Annotated in this window: 12 protein-coding genes; 9 read left to right on the forward strand and 3 right to left on the reverse strand. The window is 66.3% G+C overall.

The window, feature by feature from the left end; all coding sequences use genetic code 11:
* Positions 1–70: 70 nt before the first annotated feature.
* The 4 genes from CAL26_RS11380 to CAL26_RS11395 all read left to right on the forward strand — a co-directional run bounded on the left by CAL26_RS11380 (position 71) and on the right by CAL26_RS11395 (position 14,940).
* Entirely contained in the window at positions 71–697 is a 627-nt protein-coding gene (locus CAL26_RS11380; protein WP_094847054.1) for a response regulator transcription factor, read from the forward strand.
* Between the two features lie 102 nt (positions 698–799).
* Positions 800–12,199 (forward strand): retention module-containing protein, encoded by an 11,400-nt coding sequence (locus tag CAL26_RS11385; protein ID WP_094847055.1) that lies wholly within the window; start codon positions 800–802, stop codon positions 12,197–12,199.
* Positions 12,200–12,268: 69 nt separating this feature from the next.
* Complete coding sequence (locus tag CAL26_RS11390) at positions 12,269–12,952, forward strand: transglutaminase-like cysteine peptidase (protein WP_094847056.1); 684 nt, start codon at positions 12,269–12,271, stop codon at positions 12,950–12,952.
* Between the two features lie 20 nt (positions 12,953–12,972).
* On the forward strand, positions 12,973–14,940 hold the full coding sequence (locus CAL26_RS11395; protein WP_094847057.1) for a bifunctional diguanylate cyclase/phosphodiesterase: 1,968 nt from the start codon (positions 12,973–12,975) through the stop codon (positions 14,938–14,940).
* A 97-nt stretch (positions 14,941–15,037) separates the two neighbouring features.
* Here CAL26_RS11395 and bla read toward each other — a convergent pair whose 3' ends face one another.
* Positions 15,038–15,949 carry a class A beta-lactamase gene (gene bla / locus CAL26_RS11400; RefSeq protein WP_094847058.1) on the reverse strand — a complete coding sequence of 304 codons (912 nt, stop codon included), beginning with the start codon at positions 15,947–15,949 and terminating at the stop codon, positions 15,038–15,040.
* Between the two features lie 188 nt (positions 15,950–16,137).
* Between bla and CAL26_RS11405 the strand changes: the two genes are divergently transcribed.
* The 4 genes from CAL26_RS11405 (at position 16,138) to CAL26_RS11420 (ending at position 20,427) form a co-directional block, all read left to right on the forward strand.
* Entirely contained in the window at positions 16,138–16,905 is a 768-nt protein-coding gene (locus CAL26_RS11405) for a class II aldolase/adducin family protein (RefSeq protein WP_218831540.1), read from the forward strand.
* A gap of 69 nt (positions 16,906–16,974) precedes the next feature.
* Complete coding sequence (locus CAL26_RS11410) at positions 16,975–18,528, forward strand: ABC transporter substrate-binding protein (protein WP_094847059.1); 1,554 nt, start codon at positions 16,975–16,977, stop codon at positions 18,526–18,528.
* A 59-nt stretch (positions 18,529–18,587) separates the two neighbouring features.
* Positions 18,588–19,535, forward strand: coding sequence for an ABC transporter permease (locus tag CAL26_RS11415; RefSeq protein ID WP_086064570.1), 948 nt, complete (start codon positions 18,588–18,590; stop codon positions 19,533–19,535).
* A complete protein-coding gene (locus CAL26_RS11420; RefSeq protein ID WP_094847060.1) occupies positions 19,525–20,427 on the forward strand; it encodes an ABC transporter permease in 903 nt (300 codons plus the stop codon). The genes CAL26_RS11415 and CAL26_RS11420 overlap by 11 nt, the downstream gene beginning before the upstream one ends.
* A gap of 58 nt (positions 20,428–20,485) precedes the next feature.
* Here the strand turns inward: CAL26_RS11420 and CAL26_RS11425 are convergent, their stop codons facing one another.
* On the reverse strand, positions 20,486–21,520 hold the full coding sequence (locus tag CAL26_RS11425; RefSeq protein ID WP_179283340.1) for a LacI family DNA-binding transcriptional regulator: 1,035 nt from the start codon (positions 21,518–21,520) through the stop codon (positions 20,486–20,488).
* A gap of 44 nt (positions 21,521–21,564) precedes the next feature.
* Positions 21,565–22,506 carry a LysR family transcriptional regulator gene (locus CAL26_RS11430; RefSeq protein WP_094847062.1) on the reverse strand — a complete coding sequence of 314 codons (942 nt, stop codon included), beginning with the start codon at positions 22,504–22,506 and terminating at the stop codon, positions 21,565–21,567.
* Positions 22,507–22,686: 180 nt separating this feature from the next.
* Here CAL26_RS11430 and CAL26_RS11435 point away from each other — a divergent pair, with 180 nt between their 5' ends.
* Positions 22,687–23,550 carry an N-acyl homoserine lactonase family protein gene (locus tag CAL26_RS11435; protein ID WP_094847063.1) on the forward strand — a complete coding sequence of 288 codons (864 nt, stop codon included), beginning with the start codon at positions 22,687–22,689 and terminating at the stop codon, positions 23,548–23,550.
* Positions 23,551–23,556 lie beyond the last annotated feature (6 nt).

The following is a 23,556-nucleotide window of genomic DNA, read 5'->3' on the forward strand; positions in this document are numbered from 1 at the left end:
CTGGATCCGCATCCGCACACCTGCCGCGACGCGTCACGTCGCGCCGCGGCAGGCCACTAGAGAGGTATCGATGCACGTGGCACCGGTTCTGTTCGTCACCCATGACGATCTGCTGTGGAAACACTGGTCGGGCCTGGATGCGCGCCGCTGGCTGCCGGCGCGAGGCCGGGCGCTGACCGACCTGCCGCGCTGGCGCGAGCAGGGGCGGTCGCTGGTCGTGGTGGATGCGGACCTGCCCAAGCTGCCGGCCTGGACGTCCGAACAGTGGATCGGCGCCATCGTTGGCTTGCGCACCGTCGTCGCCAGCGCCAAGCCGCATGACGAGCAGGGGACCAAGGTGCTGGCGTCCGGCGCCGTCGGTTACTGCCATGCCTACGCGCCGCCATCGCTCATGAACCAGGTGCTGGAAGTAGTCGACGCCGGGGAAATCTGGATGGGCCGTTCCCTGGTGACCCGGCTGCTGCGCCTGGTGGAAAACAGGGCAGGGGGCAAGGAGGAATGGCACGCCAACGCCCTGACCGAGCGCGAGGACGTGGTGGCGCGCCGGGCCGCGGTGGGCGAAGCCAACGTCGAGATCGCCGCGGCGCTGGGGATCACCGAGCGGACGGTCAAGGCGCACCTGTCTTCCGTCTTTGAAAAGCTGGGCGTCAGCGACCGCCTGCAGCTGGCGCTGAAAGTTCACGGCATCAGCCGTTGATCGTCGGGATACTCATCTAGTCCCTGAACCTGTCCTCCAGGACAATATCGGCCACTCGGCCCGGTCTATAGGATTACGCCATCCTAAACCGGAGCTAAACAAATGGCCTTCTCCACCCCCGCCGTAGTTACGCAAGTCGTCGGACGCGCCTGGATTCGCAGCAGCGATGGTTCGCTGGTCGAGCTGCACGCTGGCAGCCGGATCCCGCCCGACACTGAAATCGTGACCGCTTCGGGCGCCACCGTGGCCTTGCAGACCGAAGGCGGCATGCCGCTGACCATCGGCGAGAACCGCGACGTGGCCTTCAACGCCGACATGGCGGGGCAGCCGGTCGACCGCTCCGAAGCCGCCGTGGCCGCGCCCACCGGCACCGATTCCGACCGCCTGCTGGCCGCCCTGCAGAATGGCCAGGATCCGTTCGACAACCTGGATCCGACGGCCGCCCTGGTGGCGGGTGGCGGCGATGCCGGCGGCAGCAGCTTCGTGCGCCTGGCCCGCGTCGTCGAATCCACCACCCCCCTGGACCTTGCCTATGCTGGAGTCGGCACGCCCGCGATCAATCTGTTGACGCCGGCCGGCCTGGCGACGAACAACAACGCGCCGGCCAATGATCCCCCGAATGCCGGCAACGACACCAGCACGACGACCGAGAAGTCGTTCGTGACCGGCAACATCCTGACCAATGACACCGATCCCAATGGCGACGCGGTGTTCATCCAGACCGTGGGCGGCAGGCCCATGGCGACGGGCGGCGTGCAGGTCGCCGGTTCGACCGGCGGCACGTTCACCGTGTTTCCGGATGGCAGCTATATCTTCAATCCGGGCGATGCGTACCACAACCTGGGCGTCGGCCAGACCGCGACCAGCACGCTGACCTATACGATTTCCGATCCGTTCGGCAATACGTCCACCGCCACCGTCACCGTGACGGTGAACGGCCTGAACGACGCGCCGACCGCCACCGCGATCGACAACGTCAATGGCGTGGACGCCCAGCAGAACATCAATGTGGACGTGTCCAGCCACTTCGCCGACATCGACAACGGCGATAAGCTGACCTACACGGCCAATGGTCTGCCTCCCGGCCTGACGATCAACCCGGAAACGGGCGTGATCACGGGCACGATCGACCATTCCGCTTCGCAAGGCGGCAACAACGGCGTGTACCAGGTCACGATCACGGCCACTGACACCAGCGGCGCCACGGTCACCGAGACCTTCAACTGGAACGTCGCCAATCCGGCGCCGACCGCCGTCAACGACAACGGCGCGACCGACCAGGACCACGCCGTCACCGGCAACGTGCTGACGGGCGACGCCCAGGGCGTGGGCCGTGACAGCGATCCCGACGGCGACGCGCTGACCGTCGTGCACGCCGGCGACAAGGATATGACCGCCGCCGGCATCGCCGTGGCCGGTTCGGGCGGCGGTGTCTTCACCATCCGCGCCGACGGTTCGTATTCCTTCGAGCCGGGCAAGGACTTCCAGAGCCTGGCGGCGGGCGAAACCAAGACCACCACGGTTTCCTACACGATTTCCGACGGCGAAGGCGGCACGTCCACCGCGACCCTGACCCTGACCGTCACCGGCACCAACGACCTGCCCGTCATCACCCCGGTCGAAGGCGGCCCGGACGCCAACCACGTCAAGGAAGACGAAGTCCTGACGACGGAAGGCAAGCTGAACATTGTCGACGCCGACCACGACCAGTCCTTCTTCCAGGCCCAGACCAATACGGCCGGACAGCACGGCACGTTCTCCATCGACGCCGATGGCCGCTGGACCTACCACCTGACGAACGACGATCCGCAGGTGCAGCAGCTGGCGGTGGGCGAGAAGCTGACCGAGACCTTCACGGTCAAGGCCGCCGACGGTACCGAAACCACCGTGACCGTCACGATCGACGGCACCAACGACATCCCGGCGATCAGCGGCACCAGCGCCGGCGCGGCGACCGAGGACGTCGAACAGACGGTCTCCGGCCAACTGGCGGTGTCCGACACGGACAAGAGCGATACCCACAGCTGGTCCGTCTCGGGCGAGCCCAAGGGCCAGTACGGCACCATCAGCGTCGACCAGGCCGGCAAGTGGACCTACACCGTCGACCAGCAGGCGACGCAGGCGCTGGCCAAGGACCAGCAGGTCCAGGAAACCTTCCACATCCTGGTCGACGACGGCCATGGCGGCACGGCCGTCCAGGACGTCACCATCACCATCACAGGCACCAACGACGTGCCGGTGCTGACCAGCGGCACGGGCGAAGTCACGGAAGACCAGAACGTCGGCAACGACGGCAACCTGGTGACGGGCGGCCAGCTGACGATCACCGACGTGGACACCGGCGAAAGCAGCTTCAAGCCGGGCGCGCACTTTGATGGCAGCACGGGCAACGGCAACGCGCCGCTGGGCACGCTGGCGTTCAACGCGGACGGTTCGTACACCTACACGGTGGCCAACGGCAACCCGACGGTGCAAGGCCTGCGCAGCGGCGAGAGCATCGTCGAGACGTACACGGTCACCAGCGCCGACGGTTCGGCCACGAGCACGATCACCATCACCATCAACGGCACCGACGACAAGCCGGTGATCACCCCGCATTCGCCGGACAGCGACAAGGGTACGGTGAAGGAAGACACGACGCTGTCGACCAGCGGCAAGCTGGACGTCGTCGACGCCGACCACGACCAGTCGTTCTTCCAGGCGCAGGACAATGTCGAGCAGCAGCACGGCACGTTCAGCATCGACGCGAACGGCAACTGGACGTACAACCTGAACAACGCCGATCCGGCGGTGCAGGCACTGGGCGTGGGCCAAAGCCTGACCGAGACGATCACGGTGCTGACTGCCGATGGCACGACGACCGAAGTGGTCGTGACGATCAACGGCACCAATGACATTCCGGTGATCAGCGGCGAAGCAACGGGCGCGATCAAGGAAGACGCGGCGCCGTCGGTGTCGGGCCAGCTGGCGGTGGCGGACGTGGACGTCAACGACGGCCACACCTGGTCGGTGCAGGGCAACCCGAAGGGCGCCTACGGCACGCTGTCGGTGGACCAGACAGGCAAGTGGACCTACACGGTCGACAGCAAGGCGATCCAGGCGCTGGCCGAAGGCCAGGTCAAGACCGAAACCTTCAGCGTCCTGGTCGATGACGGCCATGGCGGCACGGACGTGCAGCAGGTCACGGTCACCCTGACCGGCACCAACGACGTCCCGGTCGTGACCGGCTCGGCCCACGGCACGGTCTACGAGGATGTCCTGCCGATCACTGGCGGCGATCTGGATATCAAGGATGCGGACGCGGGTCAGGCGCACTTCCAGGCCGAGAAGGTCACCGGCGATCACGGTACGTTCGCCATCGGCTCGAACGGCAACTGGGGCTATCTGCTCAACAATAGCGACCCCGCGGTGCAGGCGCTGGCCGTGGGCGAGAAGCTGACCGAGACCTTCACGGTCAAGACCGCCGACGGCACGCCGACCACGGTCACGGTCACCATCGTCGGTACCAACGACCTGCCGCACATCAGCGGCGTCAGCACCGGCGCGCTGAAGGAAGACGCGGCGACGACCGTCAATGGCCAACTGAAGGTCAGCGACGTCGACGCGACCGACTCGCACAGCTGGTCCGTCGTCGGCGGCAGCCACGGCCAGTACGGCTCCATCGTGGTCGACCAGACCGGCAAGTGGACCTTCACGGCGAACCAGAACGTGCAGGCGCTGGGCGAAGGCGATACGGCGCAGCAGAAGTTCGTCGTCCAGGTCAGCGACGGCCATGGCGGCTTCGACTGGCAGACGATCACGATCACGCTGACGGGCACCAACGACGTGCCGGTCATCACCCCGCACGATCCGGGCACCCCGGGCCAACCCGGCACGGCCAGCGACCACGGCACGGTGGTGGAAGACGCCACGCCCGACACCACCGGCGGCAAGCTGGATATCAAGGACGCGGACGCGGGCGAAAGCAAGTTCACCCCGCAGAACAACCAGGCCGGCGACCATGGATCGTTCTCCATCGACCAGAACGGCAACTGGACCTATCACCTGAACAATGCCGATCCCGCCGTGCAGGCCCTGGCGGCCGGCGCGACGCTGACCGAGCAGTTCACGGTGACGTCGGCCGACGGCAGCGCCACGCACCAGGTCACGGTGACCATCATCGGCACCAACGACGTGCCGGTGCTGAGCAGCGGCGCGTCCGCCGTGACGGAAGACTTGAACGTCGGCAACGACGGCAACCTGGTGACGGGCGGCCAGCTGACGATCACCGACGTGGACACCGGCGAAAGCAGCTTCAAGCCGGGCGCGCACTTCGACGGCAGCACGGGCAACGGCAACGCGCCGCTGGGCGCGCTGGCGTTCAACGCCGATGGTTCGTACACCTACACGGTGGCCAACAACAATCCGGCGGTGCAAAGCCTGCGCAGCGGCGAGAGCATCGTCGAGACGTACACGGTGACCAGCGCCGACGGTACGGCCACGAGCACGATCACCATCACCATCAACGGCACCGATGACAAGCCGGTGATCACCCCGCATTCGCCGGACAGCGACAAGGGCACGGTAAAGGAAGACACGACGCTGTCGACCAGCGGCAAGCTGGACATCGTCGACGCCGACCATGACCAGTCGTTCTTCCAGGCGCAGGACAATGTGGCCCAGGCGCACGGCACGTTCAGCATCGATGCCGACGGCAACTGGACGTACAACCTGAACAACGCCGATCCGAAGGTGCAGGCGCTGGGCGTGGGCGAGAGCCTGACCGAAACGGTCACGGTACTGACGGCCGACGGCACCACGACCGAAGTGGTCGTGACGATCAACGGCACCAACGACATTCCGGTGATCAGCGGCGAAGCAACGGGCGCGATCAAGGAAGACGCGGCGCCGTCGGTATCGGGCCAGCTGGCCGTGGCGGACGTGGACGTCAACGACGGCCACACCTGGTCGGTGCAGGGCAACCCGAAGGGTGCCTACGGCACGCTGTCGGTGGACCAGACCGGCAAGTGGACCTACACGGTCGACAGCAAGGCGATCCAGGCGCTGGCCGAAGGCCAGGTCAAGACCGAGACCTTCAATGTCCTGGTCGATGACGGCCACGGCGGCAAGGACGCCCAGCAGGTCACGGTCACCCTGACCGGCACCAACGACGTGCCGGTCGTGACCGGCGACGATTCCGGCACGGTGAAGGAAGACTCGCCCTTCCAGCAGTGGACTGGCGGCGATCTGAACATCAGCGACGCCGATACGAACCAGTCGTACTTCCAGCCGAATGTCATCAATACGCCCCACGGGACCTTCCTGGTGGGCAGCAATGGCAACTGGATCTTCACGCTGAACAACAGCAACCCGGACGTGCAGGCGCTGGGCGCCGGCGAAAAGCTGGTCGAGACCTTCACGGTCAAGACCGCCGACGGTACGCCGGAAACCGTGACCGTCACCATCCTGGGCACCAACGACGCGCCGCACATCAGCGGCGTGGCCAGCGGCGCCATCAAGGAAGACGCCGCGCCGTCGGTCAGCGGCCAACTGCAGGTCAGCGACGTCGACGTTCACGACAGCCACAGCTGGTCCATCGTGGGCAGCAACAAGGGCGACTACGGTACGCTCACGATCGACCAGACCGGCAAGTGGACCTTCACGCCCAACCAGAACGTGCAGACGCTGGGTGAAGGCGCGAAGGCGCAGGACCAGTTCGTCGTCCAGGTCAGCGACGGCCATGGCGGCTTCGATTGGCAGACCGTCACGGTGAACATCACCGGTACCAACGACGCGGCGGTGATCACGCCGCATCATCCTGGCGATGACCGCGGCACGGTGCAGGAAGACCGCGTGCAGACGGTGTCGGGCAATCTCGACGTCAAGGACATCGACAGGAACGAAGCGTCCTTCCAGACCCAGAGCAAGACGCCGGGCGACTACGGCCAGTTCTCGGTCAACTCGCAGGGCACCTGGACGTACCAGCTGAACAACAGCGATCCGCGCGTGCAGGCGCTGGGCGCGGGCGAGCACCTGACCGAGACGTTCACGGTCAAGAGCGCCGACGGTACCCCGGCGACGGTGACCATCACCATCAACGGCACCAACGACATCCCGGTGATCAGCGGCGTTCACACGGGTGCTGTGACCGAGGACGGCGCGCCTTCGGTGCAAGGCCAGTTGACGGTTGCCGACGTGGACACCAACGACAGCCACTCCTGGTCCGTGATCAACGGTTCCAAGGGCGACTACGGCTCGATCAGCGTGGATGCCACCGGCAAGTGGACCTATACGGTCGACCAGCAGGCCGCGCAGGCCCTGAAGGAAGGCGAGAAGCAGACCGACACCTTCACCATCAAGGTGGATGACGGCCATGGCGGCACCGACACGCAGACCGTGACCGTGACGATCACGGGCACGAACGATGTGCCGGTCATCACGCCGCACGACCCGGGTACGCCGGGCCAACCGGGCACGGCCAGCGACCACGGCACCGTGGTCGAGGACGCCACGCCCGACACCACCGGCGGCAAGCTGGACATCGTCGATGCCGACGCGGGCCAGAGCAAGTTCGCGCCGCAGGCCAACCAGCCTGGCGACCATGGCACGTTCTCGGTGGACCAGGACGGCAACTGGACCTACAAGCTGAACAACGGCGATCCCGCTGTGCAGGCGCTGGGCGCCGGCCAGACGCTGACCGAGACCTTCACGGTGAGCTCGGCGGACGGCAGCGGCACGCACGACGTGACGGTGACCATCGTCGGTACCAACGACGTGCCGGTGCTGAGTTCGGGCACGGGCGCCGTGACGGAAGATTCGAACGTCGGCAACGACGGCAACCTGGTGACCGGCGGGCAGTTGACGATCACCGATGTGGATGCCGGCGAAAGCAGCTTCAAGCCGGGCGCGCACTTCGACGGCAGCACCGGCAACGGCGGCGCCGCGCTGGGCACGCTGACCTTCAATGCCGATGGCTCGTACAGCTACTCGGTGGCCAACGACAACGCGGTGGTGCAGGGCCTGAAGACCGGCCAGAGCATCGTCGAAACCTACACGGTGACCAGCGCCGACGGCTCGGCCACCAGCACCATCACCATCACCATCAACGGTACCGACGACGGCGCGACGATCACCCCGCACGATCCGGGCACCCCGGGCCAACCGGGCACGGCCAGCGACCACGGCACGGTGGTGGAAGACGCCACCCCCGACACGACCGGCGGCAAGCTGGACGTGCAGGACGCGGATGCCGGCGACGCGAAGTTCTCGACCACGCCGGATCACGCCGGCGAGCATGGCGCCTTCACGATCGACGAGAACGGCAACTGGTCGTACAAGCTGAACAACGGCGACCCCGCCGTCCAGGCCCTGGGCGCCGGCAAGACGCTGACCGAGACCTTCACGGTGAGCTCGGCCGACGGCAGCGCCACGCACCAGGTCGTGGTGACCATCGTCGGCACCAACGACGTGCCGGTGGTGAGCGCCGGCACGGGGGCCGTGACGGAAGACCAGAATGTCGTCAACGGCGGCAATCTGGTCACCAGCGGCCAACTGACCATCACCGACGTTGACACGGGCGAAAGCAGCTTCAAGCCGGGCGCGCAATTCTCCGGCAGCACGGGCAACGGCAACGCGCCGCTGGGCACGCTGACCTTCGGCCCCGACGGCTCGTACATCTACGTGGTGGCCAACGACAACGCCGTGGTGCAGGGCCTGAAGACCGGCCAGAGCATCGTCGAAACGTACACGGTCACCAGCCTGGACGGCACGAAGACCAGCACCATCACGATCACCATCAACGGCACGGATGACGCGCCCAAGGTGGTCGGCCACATCGATACCCAGGTCGGCAAGGACGCCGACACGGGCATCAATGTGGACACGGCCAGCCACTTCAAGGATGTGGACGTCGGCGACACGCTGACGTACTCGGCCAACGGCCTGCCGCCCGGACTGTCGATCGACAAGGACACCGGCAAGATCACCGGCACCATCGACCATTCCGCCTCGCAGGGTGGCGACAACCACGACGGCAAGTACACGGTCAGCGTCACGGCGACCGATCCCGACGGCAAGACCGCCACGCAGACCTTCGAGTGGGATGTCACCAACCCCGCGCCGACGGCGGTTAACGATGCGGCCACGGCGAACGGCAGCGGCCAGGCCAGCGGCAACGTGATCCTGGGCAATGCGGGCGCCGGCAAGGATACCGATCCCGACGGCGACACGCTGAAGGTGGTCAGCGTCAAGGGCAACGGCAACGCGCAATCCGTGGTCGACGGCCACGGCACGCAGGTGACCGGCGACCACGGCGGCACGTTCACCCTGAACGCCGACGGTACCTACAGCTTCAACGCGGGCCACGACTTCGACGGCCTGGGCGCCGGGCAGAGCAAGACGACGTCCGTCACTTACACCATCTCCGATGGCGAAGGCGGCACCAGCACGGCGACGCTGACGGTGACCGTTGTGGGCAGCAACGTGCCCCCCGTGGCGCTCGACGACAGCGCCACCACCCAGCAGGGTGTCGCGCTGACCGCCGATGCCTCGCACAATGTGCTGACCAACGATTCGGATGCCAACGTTTCGGACAAGCTGGTGGTCAGCGCGGTCAACGGCCAGGCCGGCAATGTCGGTCAGTCCATCCAGGGCGACCATGGCGGCAGCTTCGTCCTGAACGCGGACGGCACGTACACGTTCAACCCGGGCAGCACGTTCGACTACCTGCCGCAGGGCCAGACGGCGACCAGCTCCATCACCTACACGGTGTCGGACGGCCATGGCGGCACGGATACGGCGACGCTGACGGTCACCATCAAGGGCACCAACGACGTGCCGGTGATCTCGGTGGGCCAGAGCGGCTCGGACAAGGGTACGGTGTACGAAGACGGCGCCCCGCTGAACGGTACACTGACCATCTCGGACAAGGACACCGGCGAAAGCAGCTTCCAGCCGAAGACCGTGGTCGACCAGTACGGCACCTTCACCATCGACGCCACGGGCAAGTGGACCTATACCCTGGATAACACCAATCCGGCGGTGCAGGCCCTGTCCGGCAACGACAGCCTGGGCACCCGTACGTTCACCGTGGTCTCGGCCGACGGCACGGCCACGCACGACGTCAAGGTGACCATCAACGGCACCAACGACGCGCCGGTGGCGGCGGACAATTCGGCCAACGTCGAGCTGGGCGGCAAGCACACCTTCACGACCAGCGAATTCAACTTCGCCGACAGCAAGGGTGAGCATGACAGCCTGCAGAACGTCATCATCACCCGCGTGCCGGACAGCGGCACGCTGACCTACAACGGCAGTCCCGTGACGGCCGGCCAGGTCATCTCCGCGGCCGACATCGCGGCGGGCAAGCTGGTCTACACCCCGGGCGCCGACGGCAAGGACACGTCCTTCGGCTTCAAGGTGCAGGACAACGGCGGTACGGCGCACGGCGGCCAGGATACGTCGACGGAGCACAACTTCGGCCTGTCGACCAACAACCTGATCCAGGGGGACAACACCGGCACGGGCGACAACAACGGCCACGGCGGCACGACCCCGCCGCTGAACGGCGGCTCGGGCAACGACATCATCATGGGCGATACCGGCGGCACGGTCACCACGACCACGCCTGGCCAGAACTACAACATCGCCCTGATCGTCGACCACTCGGGCAGCATGGACGACAAGATCGGCGGCCAGACCCGCATGGACCTGGTCAAGAGCGCGTTGACGCAGTTCGTCAAGCAGCTGGCCGGCCACGATGGCATCGTCAACATCACGCTGATCGGCTTCGGCAGCAGCGCGGACCAGGCGATCACCATCCAGAACCTGAACCCGAACGATGTGGATCAGACGACGGATACGCTGATCAAGGCGATCAACGCCTTGAAGGCCAGTGGCACGACCAACTACGAGGATGCGTTCGATTCCGCGGTGGATTGGTTCAACGCCCAGGCGGCCTCCGGCAAGGGCCAGGCGAACGGTTACGACAACCTGAGCTTCTTCCTGACCGACGGTGATCCCACGGTCTATAACGGCGGCGGTAACGGCTCGTCCACCACGACGCCGGTCCTGCAGCATTCGGTCGACGCGTTCGCGGCACTGAGCGCCATGAGCACGGTGCACGGCATCGGTATCGGGTCGGGCGTCAATGCCGACATCCTGAAGTTCTTCGACAACACGGACACGACGGGTACCGGCGTCGTCAGCGACACCACCAACACGACCAATCTGTCGACGTCCGGCACCTACAACCTGGATGCCAGCAGCTCGTGGACGACGGGCCAGAACGGCGGTGGCAGCGTAAGCGGCAACTACAGCTACATCAACATCACCGATAAGTTCGGCACCAATGGCACCAACGCCAAGTCGATGATCGTCGATACCAAGAACCCGATCACGATCGCCGCTGGCCATACCGGCCACTTCGAGTTCGACCTGAGCACGTCGAGCTGGAAGAACGGTTCGGATACGTTCACCTGGAAGCTGCAGATGCTGGTGGCCGACACCCAGCATCCCGGCCAGTACATCTGGTCGGATGTGCAGACGGGCAACAGCACCGGCCACATCGTGACGAACGATGTCGCGGCGGGCCAGTACCGGTTCGAGTTCGAGGTCAAGGACAACAGCGACAACGGCACGTGGCTGAGCGACAACAACGCGACGCTGACGGTCGAGGACGTCACGCTGTACGACCACGTCGTCACCACCGCCCCGACGGGCGAGGTCGACATCGTTCTGCAGCCGGGCGACCTGAGCACGGCGCTGAACGGCGGCGGATCGCACTCCGATCCCAACCCGGTGGGTGGCGACACGATCAACGGCGGTGATGGCAACGACATCATCTTCGGCGATACGATCAACACCGACGCGTTGAACTCCACGCAGCATCCGGCCGGCACGCACAACGGCCAGGGCCTGCAGGGCCTGCTGGACTACCTGACCGATACGCTGGGCCATGCGCCCACGTCCAGCGATGTCTACAACTACGTCAGCCAGCATAGCGACGCGCTGAACGTGGGTGGCGACACGCGCGGCGGCAACGACACGATCCACGGTGGCAACGGCAACGACATCATCTACGGCCAGGGCGGCAACGACACCCTGTACGGCGATGCCGGCAACGACATCCTGGTGGGTGGCGCGGGCAACGACACCTTGTACGGCGGCGACGGCAGCGACACCTTCAAGTGGTCGCTGCACGACGGCGGTACGACGGCCAGCCCCGCGATCGATACCATCATGGACTTCGATACCCGGGCGGCTTCGGCCGGCGGTGACGTCCTGGACCTGCACGAGCTGCTGAACAACCCGGCCGACGCCGACCTGACCAAGTATCTGCACTTCTCCAAGAGCGGCACGGATACGGTCATCAACGTCAGCACCACGGGTGGCGCCGCGCAACAGGCCTTCGACCAGAAGATCGTGCTGCACGGTGTGGATCTGAGCAATAACGGAGCGTTGCAGAACGATCAGGCGATCATCAATGACCTGATCCAGAAGGGCAAACTGCATGGCCACAGCTAAGCCCTAGTCGGGTCGTCCCGGCGCGCCACCCCATGGGCGGGGCGCCGGGCTGGCCTTACAATATGTTTCATGGCTAATTTCCACCCTTCGCGCGCCGTCCTGGCCCTGGCCAGGGCGGCTTTCTTCTGCCTGCTGTTCGGGTGGGGAATCAGCGGCGCGCTGGAGCTGGATACGGCCAGGCTGGAGCAGGTGGCGGCCAGCCGCTACGGCAGCAAGGGCGCCCATGCGGTCGCGGCCTGGCTGCAGCTGCTGCAGGCCGATACGGCGCTGTCGGAAGCCGACCAGCTCACCAGCATCAACAATTTCTGGAATCGCAGCCTGCTGCAGGCGGAGGACCAGACGATCTGGGGCCAGGCCGACTACTGGGCCACGCCGCTGGAAGCCCTGGGCAAGGGCGCCGGCGACTGCGAGGATTTCGTCATCGGCAAGTATTTTTCCCTGATCAAGCTGGGCGTGCCCACCAGCAAGCTGCGCTTCGTTTACGTGCGGGCGCGCATCGGCGGTCCCGAAAGCAGCGAACAGATTGCCCACATGGTGCTGGCCTACTATCCGACGGCCAACTCCGTGCCCCTGGTACTCGACAGCCTGATATCCGATATCCTGCCAGCCAGCCAGCGGCGCGATCTGACACCTGTGTTCAGTTTCAATGCCGATGGCGTGTACGTCGACGGCAAACATGCCGCCCCGGTCGACCGCATCGGCCGCTGGCGGGATCTGCTGCAGCGCATGGCGCGTGAAGGCATCCGGCAATAGGCGTTGAAGGAATCCCATCCATGTCCATACTCCGACAACTACTGCTCAGTATCACCCTGGCCATCGCGATCATCCTGCTCGGGACGTTGGCGTTGAGCGTGAGCGCGGCGCGCGACTACCTGGCGGGCCAGCTGCAGGTGCAGAGCAGCGATGCCGCCGTTTCGCTTGCGCTGTCCCTGTCCCAGCCGGCCAACAGTTCGCGCGTCACCCAGGAGCTGCTGGTGTCGGCCCTGTACGACGGCGGGCATTTTTCGCTGGTGCGCCTGACCGATCCGCAAGGGAAGGTGATCATCGAACGCAGCGGCCAGACGCAGAGCAGCGTGCCCGGCTGGTTCCAGCGCCTGGTGCCGTTGTCGGCCAAATCGGCCAGCCACGTCGTCACAGACGGCTGGCGCCAGATCGGCGAGGTCACGCTGACGTCCAATGACGTCTATGCCTGGGAAACGCTGTGGGAAAGCAGCGTGCAGATGATCCTGGTGATCATCGCGGCGGGGCTGGTGTGGGCCGCGTTCGCCTTCGCGCTGGTGCGCTGGATCGAAAAACGCCTGCTGGCCGAGGTGGGCGAGCACATGCTGGCCATCGGGCGCGGCCAGTTCGGCGGGCCCCTGACGGCGCGCGTGCCGGAATTGTCGGGGATCACGGAGGCCTTGAACCAGACGCGCGAACAACTGCGCGTGACGGCCGAGGAACAGACCGCCCGTATCGAGTCCCTGGAGATCGAGGTCAACCAGGATCCGGTCACGGGACTCGCCAATCGCAAGTACTTCATCAACGAGTTCCTGCGGGCGCTCGACGTGGAGGCCGGCAAGCCCGTGGACGGCCAGGCGCCGCCCGAGAGCGGCCACGTCATGGTCTTTCGCCAGCGCGACCTGGCCGCCATCAACCGCCACATGCCGCGCGAGTTCGTGGACCAGTGGCTGGCCGGACTGGGCAGCCGGGTGACCGCCTTGCTGGAGCAATTCCAACTGAACGGGACCCTGGTGGCCCGGCTGAACGGTTCGGATTTCGCCGTGCTGATGCCCGGCTGCCCCGCGCCGACCGCGATGCTGGTCGCCGAGCGCCTGCGCACGGAATTGCGCGAGGCGCGCATTCCCGTTGGCGAAGGCGGCCTGTGCCGCTGGGCGCTGGGCATGACGGACTACCAGCGCGGCGCGATGGTGGGCGATCTGTTGGGACGCCTGGATTTCGCCCTGATGCGCGGCGAAAGCGCGGGCGACGACCACGTGCAGTTGGCCACCGACGACGCCCAGGCCTTGTCCGCCCATGGCGAGTCGGCCTGGCGCCAGGCCATCACGGACGGCATCGAGCGGCAGCGTTTCACACTGGCGCTGGAGCCGCTGCGCGGCCTGGACGGGGCGGTCATCCGCCAGGAAGCCACCCTGATGCTGCATAGCCAGGATGCGCCCGAGCCCATACCCGCCAAGCTGTTCATTCCCGCGGCGACGCGCCTGGACCTGACGGCGGAATGCGATATCCAGGCGGTGCGCCTGGCCGTCAGCTGGCTGATGATGAACGAGGGCGACCTGACGGTGCGCATCGCGATGCCGTCCCTGTCGCACCCGAATTTCCTGTTGCAGGTGGAGCGCATGCTGACGGAGCGCAAGGCGCTGGCGACGCGGCTCTATCTGGAAGTGGATGCGCATGCGGTGGCGGAGCGGCGCGATGCCGTCGCCGAGTTGTGCCGCATCGCGCGCGACTGCGGCGCCCACGTGGGCGTACGGCGGCTGGCGCAGCAGCTCAGCGCGGTCAGCCAGCTGCACAGCCTGTCGCTGGCTTATGTGAAGCTGGGCGGCGGCTTCGTGACCGGCATGGCGCGCAGCCTGGGCAGCCAGCAACTGGCGGTGTCCGTGCTGGAGACGGCCCGTTCGCTGGGTATCCAGGTGTATGCCGAAGATGTTCCGGACGAAACGACGCGCGGCATACTCGGGAAGCTGGGTGTGTCCGTGATGCGGGGGCCGGGGATCGTCCTGGCGAACCCGGGTACCTGAACTGTGCCGACGAGTCCCCCGGTCGGGGCGGCCTGGGCCTATGCAGGGATCGCTACGCCCGGGATCGCTACGCCGGGGACCGTTACGCCAGGGACCGTTACGCCAGCCGCTGCAGCGCGACGCGCGCCGCCGCGGCGATCAGGTTCTCATCCGCCTTCGCCTTGCTGTCGCGGGCGGTCGTATAGATCGCCAGCACGATAGGTTGCCGGCCCGGCGGCCAGATGACGCCGATATCGCTGGCGCTGGCGTAGTCGCCGGTGCCTGTCTTGTCGGCCACCTTCCAACCTGTCGGCGTGGCGGCCCGTATGCGGCGGTCGCCAGTCTTGTTGCCCAGCATCCAGTCGGCGAGCATGGTCCGCGCCGGCGCGGGCAGGGCGTCGCCCAGCACCAGCCTGCCCAGCAGCACAGCCATGTCGCGCGGCGTGGACGTGTCGCGCGGGTCGCCGGGGATGGCGGTGTTCAACGCCGTCTCATAACGGTCCAGCCGGAAGCTGGCGTTGCCGGCCGCGCGCGCGAACGCGGTCAGCGCGGGCGGCCCGCCGATCAGATGCAGCAGGAGGTTCGCGGCGGTGTTGTCGCTGTATTGCAGCGTGGCGGCGCACAGGTCGGCCACGCGCATGTCGCCGCCGGCATGCTTCTGCGTGACGGGCGAATAGGACGCCAGGTCGTGCGTCGTATAACTGATGCGACGGTCCAGCACACCGGGCTGCCGCGCATCCAATGCCAATACCGCCGCCGCCAGCACGGCCTTGAAACTGCTGCAGAAGGGGAAGCGCTCGTCCGCCCTGTACGCGATTTCATTGCCGCTGCCGGTGTCGATCGCATGGAGTCCCAGCCGCCGGCCATGCGCCTTTTCCAGGCCGGCGAACAGGGCTGCCGCGGCGTCGCCCGTCTGCACGTCGGCCGCGGCCGGCGCGGGCCGGGTCATCAGGAAAGGGGCGGCGGCCGCCCACAGCAGCGCCTGACGGCGTGTGATCGGGAAAGGGTGGTGCTGCGGCGTGCGCGGCATGTGGCGTCTCCTGTCTGACGAAAAGAATGCATGGGATGGCGGCGGCAGGTGCGATTGTCGCCGCTTAGGTGGAAACCCGCAGGCAAGGGGTTTTCCGTTGACGTCCCGGCGGGGCGGCCTCTACCATGTTGTGAATACGTAGTCACATTCCGGGACCGATCGTTCCACCGGCAGGGGTAAGTGAGCAAATGAGCGTAGTCACGCAACCGGCGCCGCCGCGGCTGGCCGGCATGATCGACGGCGAGTGGGAAATCCGCTGTGATATGGCGGCCATTTTCCGGGCCATGAACCGCCTGGGCATGAACGAACAGATCGCCAACCACTGCAGCATGATGCTGCCGGGCAGCGACAACCTGTTCCTGATCAACGCCCGTGGCTACCACTACAGTGAAATCACCGCCAGCAGCCTGATCGTCTGCGACCTGGACGGCAAGGTCCTGCGCGGCGACGGCGAGTTGCGCAAGGTGGCCTTTCACATCCACGCCCGCCTGCACCTGAAGCATCCGCAGGCGCGCTGCATCCTGCACGTCCATCCGCAGTACCTGACCGCGCTGTCGCTGCTGGAAGAGGGCAGGCTGGAACTGGTCCACCAGAACAGCGCCATGCTGTACGACCGCGTTGCCTATGACGAAGTCCACAACGGCGTGGTGCTGTGGGACGAGGAAGGCGACCGCATCGCCGACGTGCTGGGCGACCGCACCATCCTGATCATGAAGAACCATGGCGTGACGGTGGTCGGCCCCAGCGTGGCCGAGGCTTTCGACGAGCTGTATATCGCCGAGCGCACCTGCATGTACCAGATGACCGCCATGAACACCGGCATGAAGCTCAAGAGCATCGGCGATCAGCTGCGCGACCGTTACAACGGTCCCTGGGGCGAGCGCTTCGACGCGCGGCTGCACCTGGACGCCTGGCGCCGCATGCTGGACAAGCAGGAACCGGACTACGCGACCTGAGCCGGTCCGGGCCGCGTCCGGCCCGGCGAGCAGGACCAAAGATCAAGATCAGTCTAAGGGGAAGTGAACATGAAGCGATTCTTTCCGTCCGCGGGCTTGCTCGCCGCGGCATGCATGGCGGCCTTCACGCTCGCGGCCACGCCCGCGCAGGCGCAGAAACGCGGCGGCGACGTGGTGGTGGCGCAGCAGGCGCAGCCGCCCAGCCTGGACGCGCAGATCACCTTCGCGCAGGCCGCCCGCAACATCAACCTGCATATCTACGAAGGCCTGTTCGCCCGCAATGACAAGGGCGAAACCATACCCGAGCTGGCGGAAAGCTACACCACCGCGCCGGACAGCCTGTCGTACGAGATCAAGCTGCGCAAGGGCGTCCTGTTCCAGAACATGAAGGAAATGAAGGCGGCCGATGTCAAGGCATCGCTGGAGCGCTATGCCCGCTACGGCGGCAGCGCGCAGAACATGACGCTGGTCGATCACATCGACGTCGTCGACGACTACACCATCAAGATATCGATGAAGAAGCCGTTCCAGGGCTTCATCGAGTTCCTGGGTTCGCCGCGCGCGCCCGTGGCCATCTATCCCGCCGAGGAAGCCGCCAAGGGGCCGAACCAGATCAACGTCATCGGCACGGGGCCGTTCCAGCTGGTCGAGTACAAGCCGGACAGCTACGTGAAGCTCAAGCGCTTCGACGCGTATTCCGCCAATCCGAACTACAAGGCCCGCGACGGGCTGGGTGGGCACAAGACCGCGTATTTCGACACGGTGACCTTCCGCTTCATGCCCGAGGCGGGTGCCCGCGAGTCGGCCCTGCAGACCAATGAAGTGCAGGTGCTGGAAGCGATCTCGCCCACCGCCGCCAAGCGCCTGAAAAACGACAGCAGCATCAAGATCTACGAGATGATGCCGTGGGCCTTCCAGACCATCATCCTGAATGCCGGCGCGCCGCCCACCGACAACCTGAAGGTGCGGCAGGCCATCCAGGCGGCCCTGGACGACGAGGAAATCATGGCGATTTCCACCGACGGCCTGTATCGCATGACGCACGGCTGGCAGCATCCCGGGACGCCTTACTATGCCGGCGACGTCGGCAAGAGCCTGTACAACCAGCACAATGTGGAGCTGGCCAAGAAGCTGCTCAAGGAATCCGGCTACAAGGGCGAGGAAATCACCTTCATCGCCGACAACGGCTTCAAGAACCACAACGACACCGCGGTCATCGCCACGCAGCAACTGCAGGCGATAGGCATGAACGTCAAGCTGCGGATCGCCGACTGGCCCACCACGCTGGCGGCCCGCGACAAGCCCACGGGCTGGAACCTGTTCCCCATCATGGTCGGTATCGAGCCGTACGAAGGGCCGAACGGGGTGGCGGTGCTGTTCACGGGCGACCAGAACTGGCAGCACCACAAGGACGCCGGCCTGGAAGCCGCCGTGGCCAAGCTCAACAGCGCGCCGGACTTCAACGATCGCAAGGCCGCCTTCGCCACGATCCAGCAGATCGTGTACGAACAGGTCTACGCCATCAAGGTGGGCGACATCGGCGTGCTTGAAGCTGCGCGGTCGAACCTGAAGAACTTCGTGCCGCATCGCGTTCCGCGCATGTGGGATGTCTGGTACGAATAAGCGCGCAAGGCGAGCGGACGCGGCGGCTGGCATGCCGCGACGCCGCCTGAGGAGTTCGCATGTTGATGTATCTGCTGCGCCGGTTGTTGAGCGCCGTTCCGGTATTGCTGCTGGTGTCGCTGCTGACGCTCAGCCTGATCTGGCTGGTGCCCGGGGACGCGGCGGCCGAGCTGGCGGGGCCGGGCGCGAGCGCCCAGGAACTGGCGCGCCTGCGCGGTGAGCTGGGCCTGGACCAGCCGGCCTATGTGCAGGCCTGGCGCTGGTACGTCAATGTCCTGCACGGCGACCTGGGGCGTTCCTTGCTGCTGAATCGCGGCGTGACCGAGGCCATTCTCGAACGCCTGCCGGTCACGGCGTCGCTGACCTTCCTGGCGCTGGTGATGACGATCGCGGTGGGCATGAGCGCCGGCGTGCTGGCCGCCGTGCGCCGCAACACCTGGGTGGACCAGCTGGCCATGACCCTGTCGATGCTGGGCCTGTCGCTGCCGGACTTCTGGCTCGGACTGGTCGGCATCTATCTGTTTTCCGTGCAGCTGGGCTGGTTCCCGACCGGCGGCTACGTGCCCTTCATGCAAAGCCCGCTGGGCTGGCTGCACAGCCTGTTCCTGCCCGCCGCGGCGTTGGCGGCCACGCAGCTGGGCCTGCTGGCGCGCATGACGCGATCGAGCATGCTGGAAGTATTGAGCCAGGACTATATCCGCACCGCCCGCGCCAAGGGCGTGCCGCCGCGCACCGTGGTGGGCCGGCACGCGCTGGTGAACATCGCGGTGCCGACCCTGACGGTGATCGGGGTCAACGTGGGCATCCTGATCGGCGGCGCGGTGATCGTCGAATCGGTTTTCTCCATTCCGGGCGTCGGTCGCCTGGTGATAGGCGCCATCCAGCGGCGCGACCTGCCGGTGATCCAGGGCGGCCTGTTGATGATCGCCTGCGCGATGGTGATCGTGAACCTGGTGGTCGATCTGCTGTACGCCGTTTTCGATCCTCGGGTGCGATATGGACGTTGATCTCGCGGCCGGCGGGACGGCCGGTACGGCGCCGGGCTGGCGCCAGCGCATCGCGCGGTCGCGCATGCTGGCGCGCCTGCGCGGGCACCGCCTGTTCATGACGGGCCTGGTCCTGTTGACGGTGATCGTGCTGATGTCGCTGCTGGCCGGCTGGCTGGCGCCGTATTCGCCGGTGGCCAACGATTACCGCTACCGGCTGGGCGCACCCAACGCCGTCCACTGGATGGGCACGGACAGCTTCGGCCGCGACGTCTTCAGCCGGATGCTGTACGGCAGCCGGGTGTCGCTGCGCATCGGCTTCCTGGTGACGCTGTTCACAGGCCTGCTCGGCACGGTCATCGGCTTGTGCGCGGGCTATTTCCGGCGCCTGGAAAATCCCATCATGCGCGTGATGGATGCGCTCATGGCCTTCCCGGGAATACTGCTGGCCATCGCGCTGTCGTCGGTGCTGGGGCCGTCCGAGATGAACGTGGTGATAGCCCTGGTGATCACCTACACGCCGCGCACGGCCCGCATCATGCGCGCGGCGGCGCTGGTCCTGTCGCAGATGGAGTTCGTGCAGGCCGCCAAGGTGGCGGGAGCGGGGCACTTGCGCATCCTGGTCCGCCATATCGCGGCGAACAGCCTGGCGCCCCTGATCGTGCAGATGACGTTCATCTTCGCGATCTCGATACTCGCGGAAGCGGTGCTCAGCTTCATCGGCGTGGGGCCTCCGCCGCCGACGCCGACCTGGGGCAACATCATTGCCGACGGGCGCGATTTCATTCCCGACGCGCCGTGGATCTGCCTGTTTCCGGGTTTCGTCCTGGCCATGACCGTGCTGGGACTGAATCTTATCGGCGACGGCTTGCGGGATGTACTCGACCCGCGCATCCGGGTCGACGGCCGCTAGGTTCGGTTGAAGGCCGCGGAACGATAGCCGCGGGACAACAGCAGCGGACCAGGAGCTGTCAGAACGACGCCCGCCGCACGAGCTCGCCCTGCAGCACCTCGCGCACGGGCGGCTGGTCCGTCGGACCGTCCAGCAGATCCAGGGCCGTTTCTATCATGCGATCCAGCGGATTGCTGTACGTCGTGAGCATATAGGGCGGCCAGCTGGCATTGGGAATGTCGTCGAATCCCACGATGGACGGCGCCGCGGCCAGGCCGCCCGGCAAGCCCCGGTAGCCGTCGAGCATGCCGATGGCCACCATGTCGTCGCCGCAGAACACCGCGTCCACCGGAGGACGCCGCCGGTTCAGCAGGCCGGCCGCTTCGTAGCCCCAGGCGTGGGTAAACGCGCCTTCCAGCACGACATCCGGGGTGACCCCTTGCTCGCGCAGCGCCTGCAGGAAAGCGTCCCGGCGGACCACGTTGGTCGGCGATCCGGGCAGCCCGCCGATATAGGCGATGCGCTGCTTGCCGGCCGCGATGAAATCCCGCGCGACCAGGCGGCTGCCGTGCACGTTGTCGCAGGACACGCCATGCACGGCTTTCTCTTCGACGTAGCGGTTCACCATCACGATGGGCGTGCCGCTCTGCCTGACCTGGCGCGCGGCGCGGCCGCCGATGCTGACGTTGGCGATCAGGATGCCCTTGACGCGGTAGCGCAGCGCCAGCGGCAACTGCCGATCGATATCCTGCCCGGGCGGAGAGTTGAGCAACAGCACTTCCTGCCCCCGCCGCTGGATGGCCAGCGTCATCTTTTCCAGCATCTGCGGCACGAAGGGGTGGGTGATGTTGCTGGTGACCACCGCCACGATGTTCGAGCGGCCCTTGACCAGCGAGCGCGCCGCCATGTCCGGCAGGTAGCCCAGCTTGCGCGCGGCCTTTTCGATCTGTTGGCGCACGTCGGCGGCGACGTAGCCGCGGCCGGCGAATACGCGGGATACCGCGCTTTGCGATACGCCGGCTTCGCGAGCGACGTCCTTCTGCGTGTAGCCGTTCTTCTGGGCGCGTGGGCGGCGCGGCTTCGGCAGGGCGGGGATGGGTCGCTGCGTGGACAAGTGGGGCATTCCGGGGATGGCGGGCCGTCGGGCAGTATAGCGAGCTATGTGGCCTGCCGGTAGGGCAGGTCGCCGCCGGCTTCGTCCCAGTGGGGATTGCTTTCGATCAGGTCCGTGAGGAAGTCGACAAAGGCGCGCACCTTGGGAGACAGGTTCTTGCTGGGCAGATACACCGCCGACACCTGCGGGCCCAGGGCGACGTAGTCGGTCAGGATGGTCCGCAGGCGGCCTTCGCGCAAGGCATCGGCCGCGATGAAGTTGCTGATCATCGCCACGCCCAGGCCGGCGGTGGCAGCCTCCAGCAGCGATTCGGCATTGTTGATGTTCAGGCGGCCGGACACCGTCTTGCCGAAGGTGCGGCCGTCCTTGACGAACTGCCACTCGCGGTAGCGTCCGGTGTGCATCAGGACGTAGGCCAGGCAATGATGGCGGTCCAGCTCTTCGATCGTCGCGGGCTCGCCGTGGCGCGCCAGGTATTCGGGCGCCGCGCAGGCGACGAAGCGCAGGTTGCACAGGCGACGCGCGATGAGCCGAGCGTCGGCCAGCTCACCGATGTGCACGGCCACGTCGATGCCCTCGTAGGCCAGGTCCACCATGCGGTCGCTGAGTTCCGCATCCACCACCAGGTCGGGAAAGCGTTCGATGAAGCCGCTCAGGTGCGGCACGATCACGCGGCGTCCGAAGCCCACGGGCATGTGCACGCGCAGGCGGCCGTGGGGCGCCGCGCGGGAGCGATTCAGCGCGTTCTCGGCGTCCTGCACGTCCGCCAGGATCTGCTGGCAGCGCTCGAAAAAGCTCGCGCCGTCATTGGTCAGTCCCACCGACCGCGTGGTCCGATGCAGCAGCCGCAAGCCCAGCTCCTGTTCCAGGCGCGTGATGGCCTTGCTGACCGCCGAGGAAGTCAGGCCCAGGTGTTTGGCGGCGTCGGTGAAGCTGCGCGTTTCGGCAACCTTGGCGAAGACACGCAGAGCGTTGAGGTTTTCCATGGTGTCTCGCGGTCAGCGCTGATTGTTGAATGCAGTTCATGAGTGTTTGTAATTCTACCTAATTGATCGATCTGAGAGCGGAAATTAGACTGCTCGACATCACAAGAGCGCATCCATCGACGCCGCGGCCGCCACGGGCCGACGGCGGCCGCGATGCGCCGCCAAGGAGACAAGCTTCAGATGCCGCAGCCCCACACCGCCAGCCACGTTGCCGCGTCCGGGCAGGCGCTTTCCGCGCCCTCGGACGAGCTGCCTCGCTACCAGGTATACGCCGTCAGATACGCGACGCGCCCGGCGCACCGGGCCGCGAATTTCCTGGGCGGCGATCCGCACGACGCGCCGATGCCCATGGACTACTACGTGTGGGTCATACGCGATGCGAGCCGCGTGGTGCTGGTGGATACCGGCTTTGCCCAGGACATGGCGGACAAGCGGCATCGCACCTTGTTGCGCCATCCCGCCGCGGCGCTGGAGCTGCTGGGCATACAGGCGGCGGACGTTGGCGACATCGTCATCACCCACCTGCACAACGACCATGCCGGCACGCTGGGCGACTATCCCAATGCCCGATTCCATCTCCAGGATGGCGAGATGGCGTTCGCCACGGGCAGGCATATGTGCTGCGGCATGTCGAACCGCGCCTACGAACCCGATCACGTCTGCGCGATGGTGCGCCTGGTCTACGGCGATCGCGTGGTCTTTCACGACGGCGACGACGCCATCGCGCCGGGCGTCAGCGTGCACCGGATCGGCGGGCACACCGACGGCCTGCAGGCGGTGCGCGTGCACACGTCGCGCGGCTGGGTGGTGCTGGCGTCGGATGCCAGCCATTACTACGAGCACTTCGAACAGGATCGCGTGTTTCCGCTGGTGTTCAACGTCGGCGACGTGCTGCAGGGGTATCGCCGCCTGAAGACGCTGGCGGCCTCGCCCGAACACGTGGTGCCGGGCCATGACCCGCTGGTCATGCGGCGCTATCCCGGCGCCGGACCCGGACTGGAGGGCATCGCCGTCAGGCTGGACGCGAACCCGACCGCCGAATAGTCGAAG

The sequence above is a fragment of the Bordetella genomosp. 9 genome, assembly GCF_002261425.1.
GTDB lineage: Bacteria > Pseudomonadota > Gammaproteobacteria > Burkholderiales > Burkholderiaceae_B > Bordetella_C.

Coding starts and splice junctions, on each gene's coding strand:
- bla (WP_094847058.1), bottom strand. CDS start 15,949: ATGCCGCGCACGCCGCAGCACCACCCTTTCCCGATCACACGCCGTCAG.
- CAL26_RS11415 (WP_086064570.1), top strand. CDS start 18,588: ATGTTGATGTATCTGCTGCGCCGGTTGTTGAGCGCCGTTCCGGTATTG.
- CAL26_RS11420 (WP_094847060.1), top strand. CDS start 19,525: ATGGACGTTGATCTCGCGGCCGGCGGGACGGCCGGTACGGCGCCGGGC.
- CAL26_RS11430 (WP_094847062.1), bottom strand. CDS start 22,506: ATGGAAAACCTCAACGCTCTGCGTGTCTTCGCCAAGGTTGCCGAAACG.
- CAL26_RS11395 (WP_094847057.1), top strand. CDS start 12,973: ATGTCCATACTCCGACAACTACTGCTCAGTATCACCCTGGCCATCGCG.
- CAL26_RS11380 (WP_094847054.1), top strand. CDS start 71: ATGCACGTGGCACCGGTTCTGTTCGTCACCCATGACGATCTGCTGTGG.
- CAL26_RS11385 (WP_094847055.1), top strand. CDS start 800: ATGGCCTTCTCCACCCCCGCCGTAGTTACGCAAGTCGTCGGACGCGCC.
- CAL26_RS11405 (WP_218831540.1), top strand. CDS start 16,138: ATGAGCGTAGTCACGCAACCGGCGCCGCCGCGGCTGGCCGGCATGATC.
- CAL26_RS11390 (WP_094847056.1), top strand. CDS start 12,269: ATGGCTAATTTCCACCCTTCGCGCGCCGTCCTGGCCCTGGCCAGGGCG.
- CAL26_RS11435 (WP_094847063.1), top strand. CDS start 22,687: ATGCCGCAGCCCCACACCGCCAGCCACGTTGCCGCGTCCGGGCAGGCG.
- CAL26_RS11410 (WP_094847059.1), top strand. CDS start 16,975: ATGAAGCGATTCTTTCCGTCCGCGGGCTTGCTCGCCGCGGCATGCATG.